The 21607-nt window shown below is 66.9% G+C and carries 20 protein-coding genes; 8 read left to right on the forward strand and 12 right to left on the reverse strand.

The window, feature by feature from the left end:
* Positions 1 to 49: 49 nt before the first annotated feature.
* From GLA29479_RS09630 to GLA29479_RS09655, 6 genes are all read left to right on the forward strand, one after another.
* On the forward strand, positions 50 to 817 hold the full coding sequence (locus GLA29479_RS09630) for a sterol desaturase family protein (RefSeq protein ID WP_144436435.1): 768 nt from the start codon (positions 50 to 52) through the stop codon (positions 815 to 817).
* Entirely contained in the window at positions 814 to 1764 is a 951-nt protein-coding gene (locus tag GLA29479_RS09635) for a fatty acid desaturase (protein WP_082638473.1), read from the forward strand. Before GLA29479_RS09630 ends, GLA29479_RS09635 begins: the two co-directional genes overlap by 4 nt.
* Positions 1764 to 3665: a StlD/DarB family beta-ketosynthase gene (locus GLA29479_RS09640; RefSeq protein WP_057971447.1), complete on the forward strand. Its 1902-nt coding sequence runs from the start codon at positions 1764 to 1766 to the stop codon at positions 3663 to 3665. Before GLA29479_RS09635 ends, GLA29479_RS09640 begins: the two co-directional genes overlap by 1 nt.
* Positions 3662 to 4546: a DUF6999 family protein gene (locus GLA29479_RS09645; RefSeq protein ID WP_057916795.1), complete on the forward strand. Its 885-nt coding sequence runs from the start codon at positions 3662 to 3664 to the stop codon at positions 4544 to 4546. Before GLA29479_RS09640 ends, GLA29479_RS09645 begins: the two co-directional genes overlap by 4 nt.
* Positions 4547 to 4846: 300 nt before the next feature.
* The gene (locus tag GLA29479_RS25570; RefSeq protein ID WP_211265049.1) at positions 4847 to 6052 is read left to right on the forward strand and encodes a polymorphic toxin type 44 domain-containing protein; all 1206 of its coding nucleotides are present in this window, start codon (positions 4847 to 4849) and stop codon (positions 6050 to 6052) included.
* A gap of 134 nt (positions 6053 to 6186) precedes the next feature.
* Complete coding sequence (locus GLA29479_RS09655) at positions 6187 to 6642, forward strand: hypothetical protein (RefSeq protein ID WP_144436436.1); 456 nt, start codon at positions 6187 to 6189, stop codon at positions 6640 to 6642.
* A gap of 146 nt (positions 6643 to 6788) precedes the next feature.
* Here the strand turns inward: GLA29479_RS09655 and rtcA are convergent, their stop codons facing one another.
* The 3 genes from rtcA to GLA29479_RS25240 form a co-directional block, all read right to left on the reverse strand.
* Positions 6789 to 7808 (reverse strand): RNA 3'-terminal phosphate cyclase, encoded by a 1020-nt coding sequence (gene rtcA, locus GLA29479_RS09660; protein ID WP_057919903.1) that lies wholly within the window; start codon positions 7806 to 7808, stop codon positions 6789 to 6791.
* Positions 7809 to 7931: 123 nt separating this feature from the next.
* On the reverse strand, positions 7932 to 9158 hold the full coding sequence (locus GLA29479_RS09665) for an RtcB family protein (protein WP_057971449.1): 1227 nt from the start codon (positions 9156 to 9158) through the stop codon (positions 7932 to 7934).
* A 397-nt stretch (positions 9159 to 9555) separates the two neighbouring features.
* Complete coding sequence (locus tag GLA29479_RS25240) at positions 9556 to 9699, reverse strand: hypothetical protein (RefSeq protein WP_169795638.1); 144 nt, start codon at positions 9697 to 9699, stop codon at positions 9556 to 9558.
* 188 nt (positions 9700 to 9887) lie between these two features.
* On the opposite strand from GLA29479_RS25240, the gene rtcR reads away from it, so the two are divergent.
* Positions 9888 to 11480 (forward strand): RNA repair transcriptional activator RtcR, encoded by a 1593-nt coding sequence (rtcR, locus tag GLA29479_RS09670; RefSeq protein WP_057971450.1) that lies wholly within the window; start codon positions 9888 to 9890, stop codon positions 11478 to 11480.
* Positions 11481 to 11511: 31 nt separating this feature from the next.
* On the opposite strand, the gene GLA29479_RS09675 is transcribed toward rtcR, so the two are convergent.
* The 3 genes from GLA29479_RS09675 to GLA29479_RS09685 all read right to left on the reverse strand — a co-directional run bounded on the left by GLA29479_RS09675 (position 11512) and on the right by GLA29479_RS09685 (position 14178).
* On the reverse strand, positions 11512 to 12798 hold the full coding sequence (locus GLA29479_RS09675; protein WP_057971451.1) for a YcaO-like family protein: 1287 nt from the start codon (positions 12796 to 12798) through the stop codon (positions 11512 to 11514).
* An 84-nt stretch (positions 12799 to 12882) separates the two neighbouring features.
* Positions 12883 to 13062 carry a hypothetical protein gene (locus GLA29479_RS09680; protein ID WP_057916789.1) on the reverse strand — a complete coding sequence of 60 codons (180 nt, stop codon included), beginning with the start codon at positions 13060 to 13062 and terminating at the stop codon, positions 12883 to 12885.
* Between the two features lie 294 nt (positions 13063 to 13356).
* Positions 13357 to 14178, reverse strand: coding sequence for a penicillin-binding transpeptidase domain-containing protein (locus GLA29479_RS09685; RefSeq protein WP_057916788.1), 822 nt, complete (start codon positions 14176 to 14178; stop codon positions 13357 to 13359).
* Between the two features lie 226 nt (positions 14179 to 14404).
* Here GLA29479_RS09685 and GLA29479_RS09690 point away from each other — a divergent pair, with 226 nt between their 5' ends.
* Positions 14405 to 16237 (forward strand): ABCB family ABC transporter ATP-binding protein/permease, encoded by a 1833-nt coding sequence (locus GLA29479_RS09690; RefSeq protein ID WP_057971452.1) that lies wholly within the window; start codon positions 14405 to 14407, stop codon positions 16235 to 16237.
* 31 nt (positions 16238 to 16268) lie between these two features.
* On the opposite strand, the gene GLA29479_RS09695 is transcribed toward GLA29479_RS09690, so the two are convergent.
* From GLA29479_RS09695 to GLA29479_RS09720, 6 genes are all read right to left on the reverse strand, one after another.
* A complete protein-coding gene (locus tag GLA29479_RS09695; protein WP_057971453.1) occupies positions 16269 to 16799 on the reverse strand; it encodes a GNAT family N-acetyltransferase in 531 nt (176 codons plus the stop codon).
* 94 nt (positions 16800 to 16893) lie between these two features.
* A complete protein-coding gene (locus GLA29479_RS09700; protein ID WP_057971454.1) occupies positions 16894 to 17547 on the reverse strand; it encodes a hypothetical protein in 654 nt (217 codons plus the stop codon).
* A gap of 88 nt (positions 17548 to 17635) precedes the next feature.
* The gene (locus GLA29479_RS09705) at positions 17636 to 18148 is read right to left on the reverse strand and encodes a hypothetical protein (RefSeq protein WP_248842823.1); all 513 of its coding nucleotides are present in this window, start codon (positions 18146 to 18148) and stop codon (positions 17636 to 17638) included.
* Between the two features lie 164 nt (positions 18149 to 18312).
* Positions 18313 to 18762, reverse strand: a complete 450-nt coding sequence (locus GLA29479_RS09710; RefSeq protein ID WP_057916784.1) for a hypothetical protein — start codon at positions 18760 to 18762, stop codon at positions 18313 to 18315.
* Positions 18763 to 19176: 414 nt separating this feature from the next.
* Positions 19177 to 19749 carry a hypothetical protein gene (locus GLA29479_RS09715; RefSeq protein WP_057916783.1) on the reverse strand — a complete coding sequence of 191 codons (573 nt, stop codon included), beginning with the start codon at positions 19747 to 19749 and terminating at the stop codon, positions 19177 to 19179.
* 108 nt (positions 19750 to 19857) lie between these two features.
* A complete protein-coding gene (locus GLA29479_RS09720; protein WP_211265050.1) occupies positions 19858 to 21015 on the reverse strand; it encodes a hypothetical protein in 1158 nt (385 codons plus the stop codon).
* Between the last annotated feature and the right edge of the window lie 592 nt (positions 21016 to 21607).

Consider the following 21607-nt stretch of genomic DNA (forward strand, 5'->3'; position numbering starts at 1 on the left):
CCGCCGGATAGTGCAAGCTATCGGCAGGAGTAATCGGCAGGAGCCGCACGTGGGTCATTGGTTCGTCTCGCTAAGCGCCATCGAAGTGATGGTCGTGGGCGTGTTGTATTTCGCCGCGCTCTATCTGCTGAGCGGCGGCCTGAACTGGTGGCTGACCCACACCCTGCTGCCGGCGCTCGGCTACGGCCGCCGCCTGGACATCCGCCCGCTGCCGCCCGGCCAACTGCGGCGCGAGTTCGGCGCTTCGACTGTCTCGATCCTGATCTTCGGCATCGGCCTGGTCGTGCCCTGGGGCATGCTGCGCCTGGGCTGGGCGCGGTTCGCGGTCGACCCGCCGGCCTGGCGCGTACTGCTCGAAATCGTCGTGCTGTTCCTGTGGAACGAGCTGCACTTCTACCTCAACCACCGCGCCCTGCACACGAGTTGGCTGCGCCGTTTCCACGGCATGCACCACCGCTCGCACGTCGCCACCCCGTTCTCGACCTATGCCTTCCACCCGGTCGAAGCGGTGATGCTCGGCAGCGTGCCGCTGATCCCGATGCTGCTGCACGATTTCAGCTTCATCGCGGTGGCCAGCCTGCCGGTGCTCAGCATCGCCCTGAATAACCTGGGCCACAGCAACTACGAAGCCAGCCGAACCGCGCCGGCGCGCGGATGGCGCGGCGCCAGCCGCCGCCATCACCTGCACCACGCGCGCTACAACGGCAACTACGGCTTCCTGCTGGAAGTATTCGACCGCTGGGCCGGCACGGTGATCCAGCCCGAGGCCGAAGACGCCCGCCCGGCGACACGAACGCGCACGGACCGCGCCGCATGAACGACGACCCCGCCTCCAGCGCGGCACGCCCCATTGCAGCGGATCCCGGCATCGGCGCGCTGCGCCATCGCCGCGACCTGCAAAGCCTGGCCTATCTGCTGGCACAGCCGCTGCTGGCGCTGTGGCAGTGGCGGCACGGTTTCAGCCTGCCCCTGTATGCGCTGATGCTGTACCTGGCGATCGCGGTCAGCGTGATCCACCACAACCATGCGCACTTGCCGCTGTGGCGCGGGCGCTGGCGCAATCGCGGCACCGACCTGCTGATCACCGTGTTGCAGGGGCACCCGACCTTCGTCTTCCATCCCGCGCACAACCGCAACCACCATCGCCATCGGCACGGCCCCGGCGACGTCGCCCGCACCTGGCGCTTCGGCGACCACAATCACGCGCTCGGCTGGTTGCTGCATCCGTTGCAGGCGATCGCGGTGATCTATCCCTTCCTGTTCGATTGGCTGCGCGGCGTGCGCCGGCGCGCGCCCGGGGCTTACCGCTGGTATCTGCTGCAGTACACGGCGTGGCTGGGTTCGTGGGCGCTGCTGTTGGCGATCGACCCCGGCAAGGCGCTGGCGCTGGTGATCCTGCCGCAATTGCTGGGCCTGCACTGGCTGCTCTCGGCCAACTACCTGCAGCACGCCCATGCCGACGATGCGGCGCGCTTCGGCTATGCGCGCAATTTCGAGGGTTGGCTGAACCCGCTGCTGTTCAACATCGGCCTGCACACCGCCCACCACGAACACAGCCGCGCGCACTGGTCCGAGCTGCCGCGGCTGCATTATCGCTACCGCCCTTTGATCGACCCACGCCTGCTCGAAGCCAGTTTTGCCGGCTACGCCTGGCGCGTATTCGTCCTGGGCCCGTTCCTGCCGCACTATCGCTCGCGCTCCTTGCGTCCGGCCGATACCTGCGCGGCGGTCGACGGGCCTGTAACCACCTCCAAGGATTGTTGATGCCGACCCGTTTCGAACGCACTTTCATCGAGGGCAGCGGCCGCTTCCTGCCCGGCGCGCCCGTCGACAACGCCGCGATGGATGCCTACATCGCGCCGCTCAGCAAGCTGTCCGACCGCATCAAGCGCCGGATCCTGGCCGAGAACGGCATCCTCACCCGCCACTACGCCATCGATGCCGAGGGCCGCACCGTGCACTCCTGCGCCGACATGGCGGCCTCGGCGATCCGTCAATGCCTGGCCAGCACCGACACCGCGCTCGACGGCATCGGCCTGCTCGCCTGCGGCACCTCCGGCGGCGATGCGCTGATGCCGGGCTTCGCCTGCATGGTGCAGGGCGAGCTGGCGGCGCCGCCGATGCAGACCCTGTCCGCACACGGCATCTGCGCCTCCGGCGTCGGTGCCTGGGAGAGCGCGGCGTCGGCGGTCGAGCTGGGTTCGCACCAACGCGCCCTGGTCGCGGCCGCGGAAATGCCGTCGCGCCTCTTCAAGCGCTCGCGCTATGCCGCGCGCGACTACAACGCCGATTTCGACGCCCACTTCCTGCGCTGGATGCTGTCCGACGGCGCCGGCGCCCTGCAGCTCAGCTCGGCCCCGAAGCCGCGCGACGGCATCCGCCTGCGCCTGCGCTTCATCCACCAGCGCTCGTTCTCCGGCGATTACCCGGTGTGCATGCAATTGGGGCTGACGCCGGACCGCAGCCGCAGCCATCTGGACTACGACTCCTGGCAGGCCGCCGAAGCCGACGGCGCGCTGTTCCTGCGCCAGGACATCCGCCTGCTGCCGCATTTGTTCGACGTCGGCGTGCACGAGTACGCCAAGCTGGCCCACGCCGGTTGGTTCGACCCGGCCAAGATCGATCACTTCCTCTGCCATTACTCGTCCGAGCGCTTCGCGCCGGTGGTCGACGAGTTGATGTGCAAGGCCGGCCTGGAGATTCCGCGCGAGCGCTGGTACAGCAACCTCACCTCGCGCGGCAACACCGGCGCGGCGTCGATCTTCATCATGCTCGACGAGTTCCTGCGCACGCGCAGCTTGCAGCCAGGCGAACGCATCCTGTGCTTCATCCCCGAGTCCGGCCGCTTCACCGTCGCCTTCGTGCTGATCGAAGTCGAAGCCGCCGATGCGCCGTTGACCGCTTCCGTATCCGTGCCCACGACGGCTCCGGTCGCTGCAGCAGCGCACGATCCCGAGCTGATCGCGCCGCCGCACGACCCCGCTGACGCCCCCGCGGCCCTGCGCCACCTGCTCGGCGAGTTGGCGACCATCTGGCACGACTACCGCTCGCGCGCCTGGCGCACGCCGGTGATCCGCAAGCTGCGCGAGCGCCGCTTCGCCACCGCCGACTACGTGCAATGGATGCAGCACTGGATTCCGCAGGTCCGCGAAGGCAGCAAGTGGATGCGCGAAGGCGCCGCGGCGGTGCAGGCGCCGTACACCGAGCTCAGCGCCCTGATCGAGACCCATGCCGGCGACGAACAGGACGACTACATGATCCTGTACGAGGACTACCGCAAGGCCGGCGGCGCCGTCGCCGACATCGACGCCCTGCGCCGCAATCCGGGCGGCGAAGCGCTCAACAGCTATCTGCACGCTCTGGCCGCGACGCCGAATCCGCTCGGCCTGCTCGGCGCCATCTACATCATCGAAGGCACCGGCCAGCGCATCATCCCGGCCTTGTTGCCGCTGATGAAGGCCAGCCTGTCCCTGCCGGCCGACGCCTTCCGTTTCCTCGAATACCATGGCAGCAACGACGAGCACCATCTGGCCCGCTGGCTGCGGGCGATCGAGATCGTGCTCGAACACGACGCCGACGGCGAAGGCGCCCGTGCCATCATCGCCACTGCACGACGCACCGCGGAGCTCTATCTCATGCAGTTCGATCACGTGATGCCGGCATGAAGTACCAACCCGAGTTCCTCGAGCAAGCCTACGACCCGCGCGACCCCAGTCCGTGGCTGGCCTTGTACCTGGATCGCAGCACGCCGCTCGACGACGAGGTCAAGCGCGCCTGGCTGGCCGATTCCAGCTCGCGCTCGCGCCAGTTCGTGTTGCCGTTCATGCGGCCGCTGGCGCGCACCCTGATCGTGCTGATCCAGGTGGCCAAGGTGTTCGCCCCGCGCCGGCTGGCGTTCTCGCGCACCCTGCACCGCCTGCTCGCCTGGGGCATGGAGAACTTCCTGCGCCCGGAGGCCAACTGGCTGATCCTGCGCCACTTCCATCTCGGCTCGCAGGTGCTGGAGTTCATCGGCAAGAACTCCGGCGTCGAAGTGCAGGGCAACCCGCTGCGCCCGGCCGCGGTGGCCGACGTGCGCGAGGACATGTTCCTGGTGCACGACCTCAACCTGTTCAATTTCGTCATCCGGCTCAACCAGAACCTGCAGGCTGCCGGGCGCGAACTGAAGTTCGTCGCCGACCCCGACCTGTCGATGATCAAACAGCCCGAACTGCGGCTGGAGGACATGCCGCGGCGCTGGCGCAATTTCCTCGACCTGCAGAGTTCGATCGAACTGTTCACGCCGATCTACCAGTTGCTGCTCACCGACAGCGACTTCTGGCGCGCGACCAACTCGCTGCAGCTCGACGAGACCATCGGCCTGTACGTGGCGACCATCCTCGATGCGCGCTCGCATCTGGTCCTGCTCAACAATCGCCACCCGCTGGTGCCGTTGTCGACCTTGCGCGCCGGCTTCCGCCTGACCCTGCACGGCCTGTCGACCGAAATGCTGCACGCCTTCCTGATGGGCAAGCGCGACCAGCAGGCGGCGGCGACCGCCGCCTGAAACTGCGGCCGGCCGTAGTCGCATCCGGCGCCTCGGCCCCTCGCGATGAGTGGCCGGGCGGCCGCGGCCCGTAAGGCATCACGACCCACCGACCCAGCCCGCCCGGCGCAGACCAGCGCCGGCGCGGCGGATGTGCGCGAATCATGCATTCGGCCAGGCTGACTAGGGTTTCCCCCGATTTACCGGCGCGCGGCGGCTGTCTAGGCTGCTCGGCATTGCAGTCCTCCCTGCGCCGCGGCCGGCTTCCGGCTTGCACTGGCGCGACCGCCGATCCGCCCCGACCGGGCAAGGAGCCGTTCCATGAGCGTCGATTCCGCCGTTTCCATCACTCGGGACAAACTCAGTCAGGACTGGCTCGATTGGGACGTCAGCAAGGGCGACCTGGACGCGATCAACCGCGAGGTCGCCAACCTCACCCCGGCCGAGCGCAACGAGTTCATCGGCAAGCTCAGCAACGACGACATCAAGAACTGGACCCAGGAAATCGACGGCACGATGGGTTCGCTGAGCGCCGGCGAGCGCGGCGAACTGTTCAACCGCCTGGCCGAAGGCCTGGACGGGCCGCAGACCACCCGCTTCGTCGAAGCCTTCGACGGCAGCTCGGGCGGGCTAGAAGCCTTCGCCGACGCGATCGCCAGCCACGGCGGCAGCGACGCCAAGACCGCCTTCATCGCCGCGGTCAAGGGCGACATCAACAGCGAGTACAAAGCCACCCAGGGCACCTGGGGCAACAGCGAAACCGAAGCGGCCGGCAAGGTCCTGGCCAGCCTCGCCAACGATCCGCAGGCGTTCCAGCAGGCGGTCGGCTCGCTCAGCAAGGAACAGTTGCAAGACGTGATGAACGTGGCGATGGGCCGCAAGTACATCGTCGACTTCAGCGGCCGCACCGCCGGCACCACCCAGTACGACCCGAGCGTGCTGACCGGCATCCTCAACGCCGCCCAGGGCGCCGACCTGCCGACCCGCACCGCGGTGTTCGAAGCGGCGATGCCGCAGTTGCAGACCATGCAGGGCGACAACGTCGGCTTGCTCGGTGCCGAACCCTACGTCGACGGCGTCGCCCAGGCCATGGGCAAGGTGCTCAGCCGCGACGAGGCGGTCGAAGCCGGTCTGCTCAAGATTCCGGAAGCGCCGGCCGGCGTGTCGATGGACGCGAACATCGCCGACACCCACAAGCACGAGTTCCCGAATCCGGGCGACATGGTCTGGTTCAAGGAGCAGGTCCAGGGCGGTGGGCCGTGGGACTACAAGACCCAGGGCGCGCAGTACGAGAACTACGGCAACTTCCACTTCGGCGTGGTCGCCGCGGCGATGGACATCCCCGAGCAGATCGGCCTGCGCGGCGCCGGCTTCGTGCAGATCCAGTCCGACACCTCGCAGGACGGCTGGGGCAAGCCCTACGACCTGGGCGACAGCAGCTACGGCGACGATCCGCGCGATCAGGCCCAGATCAAGGCCGGTTACGACTACTACAACTCCGGCATGTGGCGGGTCTGGGCGGATTGACCGCTCGACGGGATTCGGTCGCGAAGGCGTCGGCGCTGCCGGCGCCTTCGTCGTATTGGGCGTGCGTGCACTACTCCGCGACGCCGCCCGCCCGTAGGATCGTGCAGAACCCCGACCGAGACGAATCGCCGACGATGAAAGCCCGCATAGCTACGGTACTGACGATGGTGTTGACGACGCTGCTCGCCGTCGGCTGCAGCCACGACGCGATCATGCCCGACGTCGAAGTCGCCCGGGTCGCATCGCCCGACCTGCAGGCCGACGCGGTGCTGACCGAAGCCAATCCCGGCGCCACGGCCTCCTTCATCTATCGGATCCGGATCGTGCCGCACGGCGCCGACTGGCGCTCCGTGCCCTCCGCCGCCGAGCTGTACGGCGCGACCCGCAACGCCCAGGCGTACGGGGTCGATCTGCATTGGCAGGACGCGAACAATGTGCGCGCCGACTACCTGCAGGGCCGGGTGATGAAACCGGCCGCGGCTGCGGTCTCGGTCGCCGGGCGCGCGGTGACGCTGCAGTTGCGCAGCGGCGTCAGCAACCCGGCCGCGCCGGCCGGCGGCATGGCGCCGGAACCCAAGCAGGCACGGTAAGCACGCGCAAAGCCGCGCCGGACGCTGCCTTCGAGGCAGCAGGCCGTTACGCGGTCGCCACTGCCGGGCGCAGGAAATCCCCGCGCCATACCGCAGTCCCCTCTATTCGCATTGCATGAGTCGCGACGGCCATCGCCGTCGCGACCTTACGAACGCACCGTCACCCGCCAGCAGTGCTTGGCCTGCTGAGTCCAGTCGATCTCGACCGGCAGGAACTTCTCGATCAGGCGGGCGTTGCTGAGCAGATGCTCGCTGAGCGCGGCGGTGGTGAACTCACCGCCGCCGGCCAAGGCCATCGGCAACAACAGCTGGTCCGACAGGTGCTCGCCGACCGCCGCCGGCGAGGACAGATAGACCGAGGCCTGTTTGACCAGGCCGATCGCGACTTGCTCAGCGCTGAGCCCGCGCTCGCCGAGCGCACTGAACAGCTCGGTGTGCTGCTCGCCGTGTACGCGCAGCAGCAGTACGTTGGCCGGGCTTTGCGCGTTGCCGATGCGGCGCAGATGCTGCTGCTCCTGGGCCAGGCCCAGACGCTCGGCGACCACCGCCAGTTCGCGGTGGCCGATCTGGTCCTGCAAGGCCGACAGCAACACGGTCGCGTCGAGATGCGGCTCGGCATCGCGCTGGTCGAACACGCAGCGGCGCAGTTGCGCGCACGGCGCTACGCGCAGCTGCAGCGCACCGCCGCCGGCCGGGAAGAAGCCATGGCGCTGCAAAGCGAAGCTCGCCTCCACGCCCATGCGCTGCAAAGCCGGCAGATAGGCTTCGGCGATGAAGTCCGCGCACGGCGCCAGCGGGTTGTGGGTGCCGCCTTCGATAAACACCTCCGACGGCTCGGCGCACTGCCACAACGCCGGCAGCACGGTCTGCAGCACCAAGGTCGCCGAACCGGCGCTGCCGATCGAGAAACGATAGCGGCCGGCGTTGATCGCGCCGGGCATGAAGCGCAGCGTGGTCGCGCCGAGTTGCGCACCGTGGACGTGCGCGCAGCCGATCTGCGCCGCGGCGCCGACCGCGGTCAAGTGTTGGCGCATCAGGCCCGGGCGCGAGCGCTTGGCACGGATGTGCTGCATCTCGAACGCGGTGCCGGTGCACAGGCTCAGGGTCAATGCGGTACGCAGCAGCTGTCCGCCGCCGTCCTGCCCGCTGATTTCGATCAGTTCCATCTTGCGATCCATCCATCCGGGCGGCCTTGCGGCCGCCCGTACTCCTTCTTGTTGGCGACGACCTTCTCGGCCGCCGCCGTCGATATGTTGACGCGATATCGCCTGGCGTCGCGACCTGGGCGCTCAACCCTTGACGCAAACCACCTGGCGCAGCGTATGCACGATTTCGACCAGGTCGCTCTGCGCGGCCATGACCGCATCGATCGACTTGTACGCGGCCGGCGACTCGTCGACCACGTCCGCATCCTTGCGGCATTCCACATGCGCGGTCGCCCGTGCGTGCTCTTCCAGACTGATGCGCTTCTTGGCCTCGGTGCGGCTCATCACGCGGCCCGCGCCGTGGCTGCAGCTATGGAAGCTGTCGGCATTGCCCAGCCCGCGCACGATGAAGCTCTTCGCGCCCATGCTGCCGGGAATGATGCCGAGCTCGCCCTTGCGCGCGCTGACCGCACCCTTGCGGGTCACCAGCACGTCCTTGCCGAAATGATGCTCGCGGTTGACGTAGTTGTGGTGGCAGTTGACCGCCTCGGCCTGCGCCTCGAACGGCTTGGCGATCACCTTGCGCACCGAGTCGACCACGTGCTTCATCATGATCTCGCGGTTGCTGCGCGCAAAACGCTGCGCCCAGTCGACCGCGAACACATAGTCGGCGTAATGATCGCTGCCTTCCGGCAGATAGGCCAAGTCCTGGTCCGGCAGGTTGATCATCCAACGGCGCATGTCCTGCTTCGCCAACTCGATGAAATGGCTGCCGATCGCATTGCCGACCCCGCGCGAACCCGAGTGCAGCATGAACCACACGCGCTGCTCCTCGTCGAGGCAGACCTCGACGAAGTGGTTGCCGGTGCCGAGCGTACCCAGATGGCTGAGGTGGTTGCTGCGCTCGAGCTTCGGGTGCTTGGCGACAATGCGCTCGAAGCCCTCGTGCAGGGTCGACCAGCCGTGCAGGGACGCCTCGGGCGGATTCGCCCAGGCGCCCTTGTCGCGCAGGCCGCGGCCCACGGAACGGCCGTGCGGCACGGCCTTCTCGATGGCCGCGCGCACTTCGCCCAGATGATCCGGCAGGTCTTGCGCGGTCAGGCTGGTGCGCACCGCGATCATGCCGCAGCCGATGTCGACGCCCACCGCGGCCGGCACGATCGCGCCGACGGTCGGCACCACCGAACCCACCGTGGCGCCCTTGCCGAGATGCACGTCCGGCATCACCGCAACCCAGCGATGGATGAAGGGCAACTTGGCGATGTTCTGCAACTGGCGGCGCGCCTCGTCCTCGAGCGGAACGCCTCGGGTCCAGTGCTTGATCGGCACCGCGCCCGGCTCGTTGATGACATCGTACTGGCTGGTGTTCATGGTCTTGCTCTCTTAGTTACGCACACAGTGAAGGGGTATCGCCCGAAGAGCCAGCGCGGTGCGCCAGGCCTCTGCGGCGGCCGCGGTTGCGGCTTGGGGAAGAATTCGGAACGACGACGAAGCTCACCCACCGGCCGGCGGACCCCAATGTCCGCCGGCCATCCTGTAACCGCATCGCACTTCCCTGCGCGTGCGGTCGACGGGTTTCCAATCCGTCCACGCGACCACACTCCGGTGTTCGCGTTGCGGCGCATCCTTGCGCCGCGGCGGTACCGGTCCCTGGTCCGCCTGGGAGCCGGATCAGCGATCCGCTCCTTCCTTTTCCTTGCTACCGCTCGGTATCGCGCCCCGGGTCGGCTGGTCGACACCGAAGCCGCTGATGCGCCATGCCGGCGACTCAATTTTTGATGGCCGCCATCGGTTGCAGTACTTCCTGCAACTGCTCGTCGGAGCTCGCAGGCAAGCGCCGTTCAAGCAGCCGGTCGCGGCATACAGAGCCAGCGCCGCCGCGGGAAGTTGCGAAGAGATTGCGGTTAACCATCGGGGCGATCCGGTGCGGACTTGCCTGTAACTTGCCCAGTACTAACGCAAGCGCTGTGCCAACCCGCCCCGATCCGACTCATCTCATTGAATTAAAACGAAATTACCTGGAGCAAGGCGGTTTTCGCTCGCTTACCCGCCTCTTCATTATCTATACTGTTTAATCGCTTTATATATGGATGTATAAACATGAAACGCCAGGTCATCGTCGGCATGCTCGGCACCCAGCTCGATGCCGGGCTCGGTCCGGGCCGTTGGGAAAAATGGCGGCCGACCGTTTCGCTCGGCATGCACGAGGACCTGTTGCTCGACCGCATCGAGCTGCTGGTCGACGAACGCCGCTACGGCAACCTCGCTGCCGTCGTCGCCCAGGACCTCGGCCAGGTCTCGCCCGAAACCCAGGTCCGCCGCCACGACACCTACCTGGCCGACCCCTGGGATTTCGAGGCCGTCTACGGGGCGCTGCACGACTTCGTGCGCCATTACGACTTCCAGCCGGAGGAAGAGGACTACTACGTCCACATCACCACCGGCACCCACGTCAGCCAGATCTGCTGGTTCCTGTTGACCGAAAGCCGTCTGTTCCCGGGACGCCTGCTGCAGACCGCGCCGCCGCGCAAGCAGAACGGCGAGGCGCCGGGCAGCTATGCGGTGATCGACCTGGACCTGTCGCGCTACGACCGTATCGCGCAACGTTTTGCCCAGGAGCGCCTGCACGACCGCGACCTGCTCAAGAGCGGCATCGCCACGCGCAACCCGGCCTTCAACCGCATGATCGAGCAGATCGAGACAGTGGCGACGCGTTCGAAATCGCCGATGCTGTTGATGGGCCCGACCGGCGCCGGCAAGAGCCAACTCGCGCGCCGCGTGTTCGAGCTCAAGAAGCAGAAGCATCAATTGCCGGGCCGCTTCGTCGAGGTCAACTGCGCGACTCTGCGCGGCGACGGCGCCATGAGCACGCTGTTCGGCCACATCAAGGGCGCCTACACCGGCGCCTCGACCGACCGCGCCGGCCTGTTGCGCTCGGCCCATCAAGGCCTGTTGTTCCTCGACGAGATCGGCGAGCTCGGTCTCGACGAACAGGCGATGTTGCTGCGGGCGCTGGAAGAAAAGCGCTTCCTGCCGGTCGGCGGCGACAAGGAAGTCGAGAGCGACTTCCAGTTGATCGCCGGCACCAATCGCGACCTGCAGCAGGCCGTGCTCGAAGGCCGCTTCCGCGACGATCTGCTGGCACGGCTCAATCTGTGGACCTATCGCCTGCCCGGCCTGGCCGAGCGCGCCGAGGACATCGAACCGAACCTGGACTTCGAACTCGAACGCCATTCCCGCGAGAACCGCCAGCGGGTGACCTTCAACCGCGAAGCGCGCGAACGCTATCTGGCCTTCTCGCGCAGCGCCGAAGCGACTTGGGGCGGCAACTTCCGCGACCTCGGCGCGTCGGTGATGCGCTTGGCGACCCTGGCCGACGGTGGACGCATTCGCAGCGATCTGGTCGAGGAGGAAATCGGCCGCCTGCGCCGGCAGTGGCACGGTGCCGGCATGCGCCCTGGCCTGCTCGACGAAGTCCTCGGCGAGCGCGCGGCCGAACTCGACCGCTTCGACCGCGTGCAACTGGAAGACGTGCTGCGCGCCTGCCGCCAGACCAAGTCGCTATCGCAGGCCGGGCGCGAGCTGTTCGCGGTCTCGCGCGCTGCGCGCACCAGCACCAACGACGCCGACCGCCTGCGCAAATACCTGGCGCGGTTCGGGCTGGATTGGGAGCAGGTGCGCGGACGCGGCTAAACCCGGGCGTCCGCGCACCGATAGCCCTGCTTCAGCCCGCCTGCTCTTCCGCTTCGAGCGGCCTGGCGGCGCTCGCCGGCGATTGCCTGGACAGAAATTCGCGGCCTCGCTGCCCCGGCGCCATCAGGATGCCGGAAGTCGCCAGGAAGAAGCGCTCCAGTTCGAACGACACGCAGCTGGCCACGCAGAAATCCTCGCCTTCGCTGTGATTGACCGCGTAGTACAGCTCGATGCCGCGCGCTTCCAAATCGGCCACGACCTCGGGCAACAGCAGATTCGGCGCCAACCTCGGCCTGTCCGGATGCGGCCAGTCGACGCGTTCGAGCCGGTCGCGATCGACTTCGAAATAAGCGCAAGCCCGTAGCCGCGGATAGGCGGCCAACATGTCCAAGGCCAGCCGGTCGAGCTCGGCCAGATGATCGGAGTGCCGCTTGATGTCGACGCATTGCACCAGCTCGGTCAGTGCGCGCATCGCCGCGTACTGCGCATACGACGACGCCCCGCAGCCGTGCGGGTAGACGATGTCGTCGGGGTTGCGCTGGGCGACGGTGGCGATGAAGGTCGGATAGCCGAGGTCGGAGGTCACGTCGATCAGCAACACACTGCGACCGATGCGATGCTCGGTGAGGCGCAGCACTTTTTCGACCTCATCGGGCAAGGAGGCAGGGTCGATCAGCGCACCGTAGCGGCCCGGGCCGCCGAGGTAGTGCGCGAGCAGGAACAGCGACCAGGCGTCGCGCTCGACGATCTCGCCGATGCCGTGCAGGGCGGCTTCCTCGAGGCTGGCGCCTATCGCGGTGCCGCTGTTGGAGCTGTAGCGGATCACGCTGGTGTAGTCGAAGTCGTCGCGCCAGCCCGACTGCGCGTCCAATTGCGCGCCGACCGGATAGTCCGGAAAGCTCAGGAACAACGGCACCTGGATGTCCTGGCGGCCGGCAAAGAAAGAGCGGTAACGGCGACAGGCCAGGCGGCGGCCGCGGTTGTCGGCGAACGCCGACAGGAACGGCAATGCGGCATAGCGCGGATCGTCGATGAAATGCTCGGCCGCGACGTACTCGACCGGCGTCGAGACCCGGCTCGCCTTGCAGTAATAGTGCTCGACCGCCTCGTGCAAGGCGCCGGCCATCGAAGTCGCGGCATCGCCCTTGCCGAAGCCGCGGCTGATCAACTCGCCGCCGGCGTCGCGCAGGCTGCATTTGACCGTCATCAGCTGGCCGCCGAAATCCTCGGTCTCCACGGTCCAGCCGCGCCGGGCGATGCACTCGCGGATGATGCGGTTGGCGTCGTCCAGACTGCGCTCTCGTTCGTACGGAATCATTCCCTGCTCCTGCCTTGCCTCGTCGTAAAGACCGCATGGCGCGCCGCTCGCGGCGCGCCATGCGGGATCGCTGCGTCGAGACGCTTACTTGGCGAACTCGTCGAGGAAGGCCTGTTCCTGCACCGTCGGCGAGTTGAGCTCGGACATCGCGCTTTTCAGCTCTTCGCCGGATGCCGTGCTATTGGCGCGGATGGATTCGGTGACCGGAATGTACTTGGGCTTGATGAGCGAAGTCTTATCGAAATCGATGCGCGTGGTACCCATGACGAAACCTCCTGTTTAGTCGAAAGGAATTGCGAAGCGAAGCGTCGCCCCCTGGCCCGGCGGACCGGCACGGCTGCGTCCCCGCGATACGGTCGAAACCGCATGCGAGGGTTACCGGGTGGGGCGGCTTCGAGTCCATGACTCCCGTCACCGAAACGGAGGCCGTCGGATCCAAACTGAGACCGACGACTCTGCGAATGCTTCCGCAGCTGTCGGTTCCGACAGGGCGGGCATTGGATTCTTGGCGGACCGATCTTGGCGGACCGATAGATCGGCCAACGACTCGCGTTCGAGTCAGAACACGTTGGCGCGACGCAGTTCCTGTTCGGCCAGGAACACCGCCGCGTTCTGCGGCAGGCTCTTCGGGCCGGTCACGCAGCTGACGAACACGTACTCGCGCGTACCGCGCTTGACCTGGCCGACCAGCCAGCGCACGCCTTCCCGGCCGTCCATCACCGTCGATGCGCTCTTGGCCGCCACCGAGGTGTCGTCGCGCGGCGGCGAAGCACCGAACGGCGCCACACCGAAGCTGCCGACCACCACACCCGGGGGTTGGCGCAGGCCAGAACGCACGTCGGCGATCGCCTGCCGGCTCACGCCCAATTCCTCGCGGAAGAAGCGACGCAGGAACAGCAGCTGCTCGTCCGGCGACACCTTGAGCGAACCGCCGTCCCAGAAGTTGGTGGCGCCGCTGCTGGTGTCGGCATTGCCGTAGTTGAAGCGGACCATGTACTCGCGCTCGCGCTGCGCGCCGAGGCGCTGGGCGATGCGCTGGAAGTACCAGGGCGCGGAGAATTGCAGCGCCGTATCCAAGGTCTGGTCGCTGCCGCCGGCATTGCCGCCGCTGTCGGCACCGATGCGCTCCTGGGCCCGGACGATGCCGCCGTCGAGCCCGGCGAGCGCATGCGGGATGTCGAAGGTCGCGCCCGGGCTGACCCGGCGGCTGCACGCAGCCGAGGGCGTGCGGCTGATCTCGCCGCCGCTGAGGTCGTACAGCACGAAACAGGACTGGATCTTCGGCTCGCTGCCAGGGGGACCCATCGACTGGGCGTGGGCCTGGGTTGCCGGGCCGCAGAGCGAAACGGCGAACAATGCCGCGGTGAGGATAGCTTTCATGCCTGCGATGCTCCTTGCGAAGGCGTAACGACGGGGGCGGGCCGGCCGGGACGCGAACCCCGTGGGTATCGCCGTCGCATCCACCCTGCTCGCCCCAGGATGCCATGCCTTATACGCGTATTTCGACCGTGGCGCGCGATGGCGACCGGCCCGGATCGGCGGCCGCTTGACCTGAAGCGCGCTCGAGGTCCTATGCTCGGCTTCCCTCACCCAGGCACAGGACGGCATGGCCGCCATTCCTCCCACCAGCGAATCCGCCGCCGACACCGACGGCGCCGCCCCGGTCGCCCGCACCGCCGGGCGCCGCGGCGAATGGTCGGTGATCGGCTCGCTGCTGCCGTATCTGCGGCCCTACCTGGGCCGGATCGCGATCGCGCTGGCGATGGTAGTCGCGGCCAAACTGTTGAATCTGTACGTGCCCCTGGCGCTCAAGCAGCTCATCGACCGGCTCAATATCGAAGTCACCCCGCTGATGCTGCCGGTCGCCTTGCTGCTGTCGTATGGCGCGGCGCGGATCGGCGTGACCTTGTTCACCGAATTGCGCCAGGTCGTGTTCGCCCGGGTCATGGCGCGGACCTCGCGCCAAGTGACGCTGCAGGTGTTCCGCCACCTGCACGGCCTGAGCCTGAAGTTCCACCTCGCGCGCCGCACCGGCGGCGTCGCCCGCGACGTCGAACGCGGCGGCAGCTCGATCGCCGACCTGCTCGACTGGACCATCTACACCATCATCCCGGTGATCCTCGAAGTGGCGATGGTCACCACCGTGCTGGTGTGGATCTACGACTGGCGTTACGCCGCGATCACCCTCGGCACCTTGTTCGCCTACGGCCTATGGACGTTCTCGGTCACCGAGTGGCGCACGCGCTACTACCGGGCCTCGGTCGAGGCCGACACGCGCGCCAACGAACGCGCGGTGGATTCGCTGTTGAATTACGAGACCGTCAAATACTTCAACAACGAAGAACACGAGGCGCGGCGTTACGACGACAACCTGCGCCACCTGGAGAATGCCCAGGTCATGTCGATCAAGACCTTGGCGGTGCTCAATCTCGGCCAGAGCCTGGTGGTCGCCATCGGCGTCACCGCGATGATGTGGCTGGCCGCCAGCGGCGTGGTCGCCGGGGACATGACGGTCGGCGACCTGGTACTGGTGAACGCCTACCTGCTGCAGCTGTCGGCGCCGTTGTTCATGCTCGGCATGATGTACCGCGAGGTGAAGCAGGCCCTGACCAACATGGAGCGCTTGTTCGACCTGCTCGACGAACGCCAGGACGTGCGCGACTCGAGCGATGCCGAGGTACTGGCGTCCTCGCATCCGACGGTCGCCTTCCGCAACGTCCGCTTCGGCTACGACCCGCGCCGCAAAATCCTGCAGGGCATCGATTTCGAGATCGCTTCCGGCGCGACCGTGGCGGTGGTCGGCCATTCCGGCTCGGGCAAGTCGACCCTGGCGCGATTGCTGTATCGCTTCTACGACGTCGACGCCGGCTCCATCGCCATCGACGGCCACGACCTGCGCGCCCTGACCCAGGCCTCGCTGCGCGGCTCGATCGCGATCGTCCCGCAGGACACGGTGCTGTTCAACGACAGCATCGGCTACAACATCCGCTACGGCCGGCCCGAAGCCGGCGAGGACGAAGTCGTGGCGGCCGCACGCGCCGCGCATATCCACGACTTCATCGTCGGCCTGCCCGACGGTTACGACACCCCGGTCGGCGAGCGCGGCCTGAAATTGTCCGGCGGCGAGAAACAGCGCGTCGCGATCGCCCGCGCCCTGCTCAAGAACCCTTCGATCCTGATCTTCGACGAAGCCACCTCGGCGCTCGACTCGAAGTCCGAACGCGCGATCCAGGCCGAGCTCGACCGACTCGCGATCGGGCGCACTACCTTGGTGATCGCGCATCGGCTGTCGACGGTCATGGACGCCGACCAGATCCTGGTGATGGACGCCGGCCGCATCATCGAGCGCGGCACGCACTCGCAACTGCGGGCACTCGACGGCGTGTATGCGCAGATGTGGGAGCTGCAGCAGCGGCAGGAGGACGCGGCGCTGGCCTGAGCCGCCCGGCCCGTCGCTGATGGCTAAGGCCTCAAACCGAAGCGTCGGGTTCCCAGACCATGTAGACGTCGGCGCGCTGATAATGCGAGCCCGGCCGCGGCGCCGGGCGATGACGGAAGCCCACGCTCTCGTAGAGTTTGAGCGCAGGCCCCAGACGCGTGCTGGATTCCAGGAATAACTCGCGCCCGCCCATCTGGCGGAACGCATCGATCGCGCCGGCCATCAGCTTGCGGCCGATGCCGCCGCCGCGCAGCGACGGTTCCACCGCCATCTTGGTCAACTCGACCAGGCCGTCTTCGTGGCGCATCAAGGCGACCGTGCCGAGCACCTGGTCGGCATCATCGACGGCGAACAGAACCCGGCCACCGGCGGCGAGCAGATGCGTCTGCGGATCGCCGAGCACTTCGCGGTCGACGGGCTCGACCGTGAACCAGCGCTCCAGCCATTCGATGTTGAGGCGGGCGAACTCGCCGCGCCAGCGCGGTTCGAAATCGACCACGCGGACGGCCCCGACCACCTGCAAGGGGGCCGGTGCGGAATCGTTGGATGTCTCATCGCTCATGCCTCGATCATAGACCGGCCGGCGCGGCGTTCGTAGCCATGAAGACAACGACGGCGGCCGCAGCCGCCATCATGGGAACAACCGGCCCGCGCGCTCAGGGCTTGCCGTTGCCCTTGTCGCCCCTGCCCGGCCCTCGCCCCTGCGCGGCGCTCTTGCTCTTGCCGGCGTGGTCTTTGCCGCTTTTGTCTTTGCCGGGCTTGGCCTTGGCCGACTTGGCTTCGCCACGATCGCGCTCGTAATCGCGATAGGGGCGGTTCGGATAGTCGCGACGCAGCTCGGTGTCGATGGTGATGGGCCGCCCCCAGCGGTCGTAGGTCGGCACGAAGCCGCGCTTGAGGCGATGGAACTCGGCCGAACCGGGCTTGATGCCCAGGCGCAGCGCGATCGCGCCCCAGCCGTCGGCGTGGTCGCGGTCCCACTCGTCGACCACGTAACGACAGGGCCGGCCCAGCACCTGTGCGATCGCACAGGCGTAATAAACATCGCCCGGCGTCCAGCGGCGTTGGTTCAACAGATCGCCGACCAGTTCGCGCGGCGCACCGTAGTAGCGAACCATTTCGTCGATGAAAGGCTCGCGGTAACGCGCGCCATAGCGGTTGATATCGCCTAGCCAGGCATCCACCCAGACGTCGCCGCTGCGCGGATTCCAGCCGGCCGCGACGTCCTGCGCCTGGACCGTTCCGCCGCCCAGCAAGGCCGCGACGGACGCGGTCAGGGCGAAAAAATGGGTCTTGAGCTTGTTAGGCATGGGAACCTCCTGGCAGCCGGGACGCGGTGGCTGCGTACCCGGAATCTATTGCGGCGATCGCGCAGCGGTGCAGCGAGACGCCGCGCGGTCAGCGCGAAATGGTGAACTTGCCGAAGGCCACGCCGATGTCCCAGCCTTCGCCGGTGCCGGCCAGGGCCAGCGACACCTCGCCCTTGGTCATGACTTGCGCCTTGCTCGACTTGGCCGCGCCGGCATGGGCTTCGGCGGTAGCGTAGCTGCCGAGCGTTTCGGCGATGTTGTGCACGCCGGAGAACTCGCCGGTGCCGTTGACGATGCGCGACTTGCCGAAGCTCAGGCCGCCGCCCTTGGCGCTGATCCGCACCGACAGGCTCTGGCCGTTGCTGCAGCTGATCGTACCGTTGCCCGAGGAGGTCTTGTAGAACACCGACCAGCCGGACATGTTGAATTTCAGTTTGCAGTCGACCGAACCGCGGGCGGATGCGGCGCCCGGCAGGGCGATCGCCGCCAGCAGCAGCGCGCCGAGCAGGGCGCGCCGCGGACGCAGGCGCGACAGCGGACCCGGGACGGCGGCGGCGGCGGCGGCGGGATTCTTCGCGGAATTTTCAATAACGGTACGCATGGGCGGGCCTCGAACGATGGCGGAACCGGTCATGGACGACGGCGTGTCGTGCCGGTGAGGGAGGCTAACACTGCCGGGCGGCAGCGCTCGCGAACCTGCGGCCGCGCCGGTCAAACGACGACGGCGCCCGAGGCGCCGTCGTGTGGCTGCGGACCGACGCCCGGTCAGTCGTCGTAACGGTCGCGCCAGCGGCCGTTGTCGTGGCGGCCGTAGCGGCCGCGGTCGTGACGGTCGTAGTAGCGGTTGTCGTAACGATGGTCGTAGCGCGGATCGTAGTAGCTGGTCTTGCACTTGCCGCGATGATTGCAGTCGCGGTCGTAATAGCGCGGGCCGTAGCTGTAGCGCGGCGGCGCCGGGCGATAACGATGCTCGACGTAGCGCGGCGCGTTGCGGTAATAGGTCGGACGGCCGTAGCGGTCGTGCACGACGATCAGCCGGTCGTTGTAACCGTAGTTGCCGTAGCGGTAGTACGGGGTGTTGTTGCGCACGATCACGTCGGCGATGTCGACGATCACGCGGGCCAGATCGTCGGCTCGGGCCGGGGCAGGAATCGCGACCGCGCCGATGCCGGCGGCGATGACGATCGGTGCTAGCCAGCGGGACAAGGCGGTCATGTCGGTCTCCTGTAAAGCCTGCTCCTCGGCAGGCACGATGCGAATGTGCCTTCGTCACCGTGAACCGGCTTGGAATGATTCCGGGGTCGCCGCCAGCCGCTCAGTCGCGGTTGCAACGGCAGTCACGGGGGGACGCTCGGCCCTCACCGGCCGCCCCCGGAATGGCCGCCGGCTCCCCCGCTGCGCAGCCGGCGTTCAGGCGCCAAATCGGACCCGATCCGTGCGCTCGGCAGCAACGTCGCGCCCTTGCAGCGGCCGCCGTCTGGCGGGAGCGTAAAGCGGCTCTGCGGGCCCGCGCAAAGCGCAAGCGCAGATCTCGCGAATGACCCGGCCTCGTCGCCAGACCGGCCCGAGTCGTTGCGCGGGCCGGCCATGCCGATGCAGTTCGCCCGACCTCGCCGTCGCCGACCTCGCTCAGCGACGCGCCCGGACCGGCCGGTACCGCTTATCGTCGCCGTAGGCCTTGGCCTTCATGTCGATGTTCGCGCACAGCCGCCCCTCGCACAGGGACACATCGGCCCGGTTGTAGGCGCGCATCAGCTCGGCCTTGACTCTGTTTTCGTCGATGTCGGCACGGTAGCGCCACGACAGCCAGCCGCCCCCGGCCAGCAACAGCAGAACGCTGCCAAACGCAGCGACCACGACTTTCCAGACCAGTCGCGTATGCAGCCACTCGAGACGCTTAATCTGCCCCGTCAATCCCTGCGAACCCTGCTGCAGTAACGCGCCGGCCTGTTGCAGACGCTGCTCGTATGCATCCACTGGCTGCGATAGCCCGCCCTCTACCTTGCCGATCACCGCTCCGGACAGACCGCGCAGACTGTCGTCGGCCGACTGGAAGACCGTCCCCACTACCTGCTGCGACAGCTCCTTCAACTGCAGGCACGTCTCGCGCTGATGCTTTCCGATTTCCTCGCAACGGCGTTCGAATTGCTCCATCAAGACCGCAGTCCTGCCGATCAGCGCCGTCAACTCGTCTTGCCGCATTCAAGCGCCTCCCCCGTGCATTCTCGAGCCGAGCCCGCATTTCTTGGACTTGGACTCGGGTCGGCCCCGGACCCGACGCCCCATCGGCGCCGGGTCGCGGATCGCCGATCACTTCATGCGCTGTACGCTCAGGCCCGGCAAGGTCTGTTCGACGGCCTGCTGCTGACTGTCGACCGTAACCACCGCCTCGCTGCGCAGCTCGCGTCCCGGCGCAGCCGCCGCGGCTTGCTGGGTCATTTGCCGAAACGCATCGCGATCGCCGCTTTGCGATGCCGTCAGCATGCGATCGACGATGGCGGAAGGAGGGCTATCGGCCAGCTGCGACGCGGTGGGAACAGGCGGCTTCGCGGGCGTATCGTCGCGCCGGCCGTACTTCACCATGCCCGGCTTCTCCGAATCGGCGAAAGTCCTGACGCCGTCGGGATTCCAGGTTTCCTTTATGTGCGCCCCGACGCTTCGATAGTAGTCGGCAAGCTGCTTCGTATCTTGAATCATCGACCATTTGCCGCGATCGACTATCGCCACCGGGAATTCACCCGGCTTGGCGACCGCCCCCAAAAAACCCCCGCTCTTTTTCACCACCTCGGCCTCATGGCTGACCATGTAGCTGGAGAAACTGACCTGCGGACCGTGGCGGATCACATTGTGCTCGATATCGACGACCGGACGATTCGCATCCACCGCGGCCACCGCACTGTTGATCGCGTGCCTGATCGCCAGCTCTTCCTTTGAGCCGACCAGCGGCGTATGCGGCAAGCCGGCTCCGCGAAACGTCAACATGTCGTGCATGTCGTAGTCGCCGGTGAACGGCAGCGCCCTCCAGCTTTCCTTTGCTTTGAGCGGGGCCAGCGACTCCTCCAACCGGTTCATGTCGATGGGGTAGATGTTCCCCTTGACCTGATCGCCCAGGCCATGACCGCTGCTGAGATAGATACCTGTCAGTTCTCCGCTGGCCTTTTCCCAATGGCCGACATAGCCCTCGATACCGGCGTCGCGCACCTTCTGCAACATGCCCGCGGCGTTCGCCGGATATGCCTTGGCTATCGACGATTGCTTGATGGTTTTCTCGAGAATATCGTGACCTTTAGCCGCCGCCCCTTCTTCGAGGGCGGCCAGCGTAGCGGCGCCCGCCGCCCTGAAGCTGACGGCAAAATTCCCTTTGCGCGACGCCTCTTCGATCGCGACCCGATGTTGCGGCGTCAAGAATTCCCTCTCGACCTGACTGATCACATCCTCGTATTTCTTTCCACCGGCATTCTTGCCCACAACGACCTCCTGTTCAAATTCGATGCTTCCACAAGCAACTGCCCTGCGACTCCGGCGCGGCCGCTTTCGACATTGCGTCGATCGCGACGCCATCGCGCGCAGTTCTCCAAAGACGCGATCGAGCGGTCATCCGCCGATGCAACCGGGCCTCGATAGCGCCATCGCAAGCGGCTGCACCCTTCCTTGGATGGCGCTGGAAGGCCGCATCTTTCGGCCAGCACGCATTAGAGGTCAGTTCCATCGGATATGGCATAGGGAAAGTTCTTAGCTCACTCGTGTCCCTCTGCCGCCGCCCGATGCGCTTATGCGTTTCGTATGCGCAACGACTCCCGCAGCGACCATACGCAGCATGTTGTCACCGCCGAGTCCGAACCGAACCGATTCGGCACGACTCGACTGATCCGCAGACTTCGCTCAGCCGTCGAGAGTTCGCCGCGGAGCATCGAGCGTGCGGCAGGCCAGTTCCAATCCCACCCATGCAGCGTCGGAAGAATGCGGACCTAAGCGCTGTTTCGGGCTTCGCCATGAACCGCCGGCGACACGCGATCACACAGGCGATGGCGTCGTACGCCGAATCGGCGACTCCATTCGA

This window comes from Lysobacter antibioticus, assembly GCF_001442535.1.
In the GTDB taxonomy this organism is placed as follows: Bacteria; Pseudomonadota; Gammaproteobacteria; order Xanthomonadales; family Xanthomonadaceae; genus Lysobacter; species Lysobacter antibioticus.

Coding starts and splice junctions, on each gene's coding strand:
- GLA29479_RS09635 (WP_082638473.1), top strand. CDS start 814: ATGAACGACGACCCCGCCTCCAGCGCGGCACGCCCCATTGCAGCGGAT.
- GLA29479_RS09640 (WP_057971447.1), top strand. CDS start 1,764: ATGCCGACCCGTTTCGAACGCACTTTCATCGAGGGCAGCGGCCGCTTC.
- GLA29479_RS09645 (WP_057916795.1), top strand. CDS start 3,662: ATGAAGTACCAACCCGAGTTCCTCGAGCAAGCCTACGACCCGCGCGAC.
- GLA29479_RS25570 (WP_211265049.1), top strand. CDS start 4,847: ATGAGCGTCGATTCCGCCGTTTCCATCACTCGGGACAAACTCAGTCAG.
- GLA29479_RS09655 (WP_144436436.1), top strand. CDS start 6,187: ATGAAAGCCCGCATAGCTACGGTACTGACGATGGTGTTGACGACGCTG.
- rtcA (WP_057919903.1), bottom strand. CDS start 7,808: ATGGAACTGATCGAAATCAGCGGGCAGGACGGCGGCGGACAGCTGCTG.
- GLA29479_RS09665 (WP_057971449.1), bottom strand. CDS start 9,158: ATGAACACCAGCCAGTACGATGTCATCAACGAGCCGGGCGCGGTGCCG.
- GLA29479_RS25240 (WP_169795638.1), bottom strand. CDS start 9,699: ATGGTTAACCGCAATCTCTTCGCAACTTCCCGCGGCGGCGCTGGCTCT.
- rtcR (WP_057971450.1), top strand. CDS start 9,888: ATGAAACGCCAGGTCATCGTCGGCATGCTCGGCACCCAGCTCGATGCC.
- GLA29479_RS09675 (WP_057971451.1), bottom strand. CDS start 12,798: ATGATTCCGTACGAACGAGAGCGCAGTCTGGACGACGCCAACCGCATC.
- GLA29479_RS09680 (WP_057916789.1), bottom strand. CDS start 13,062: ATGGGTACCACGCGCATCGATTTCGATAAGACTTCGCTCATCAAGCCC.
- GLA29479_RS09685 (WP_057916788.1), bottom strand. CDS start 14,178: ATGAAAGCTATCCTCACCGCGGCATTGTTCGCCGTTTCGCTCTGCGGC.
- GLA29479_RS09690 (WP_057971452.1), top strand. CDS start 14,405: ATGGCCGCCATTCCTCCCACCAGCGAATCCGCCGCCGACACCGACGGC.
- GLA29479_RS09695 (WP_057971453.1), bottom strand. CDS start 16,799: ATGAGCGATGAGACATCCAACGATTCCGCACCGGCCCCCTTGCAGGTG.
- GLA29479_RS09700 (WP_057971454.1), bottom strand. CDS start 17,547: ATGCCTAACAAGCTCAAGACCCATTTTTTCGCCCTGACCGCGTCCGTC.
- GLA29479_RS09705 (WP_248842823.1), bottom strand. CDS start 18,148: ATGCGTACCGTTATTGAAAATTCCGCGAAGAATCCCGCCGCCGCCGCC.
- GLA29479_RS09710 (WP_057916784.1), bottom strand. CDS start 18,762: ATGACCGCCTTGTCCCGCTGGCTAGCACCGATCGTCATCGCCGCCGGC.
- GLA29479_RS09715 (WP_057916783.1), bottom strand. CDS start 19,749: ATGCGGCAAGACGAGTTGACGGCGCTGATCGGCAGGACTGCGGTCTTG.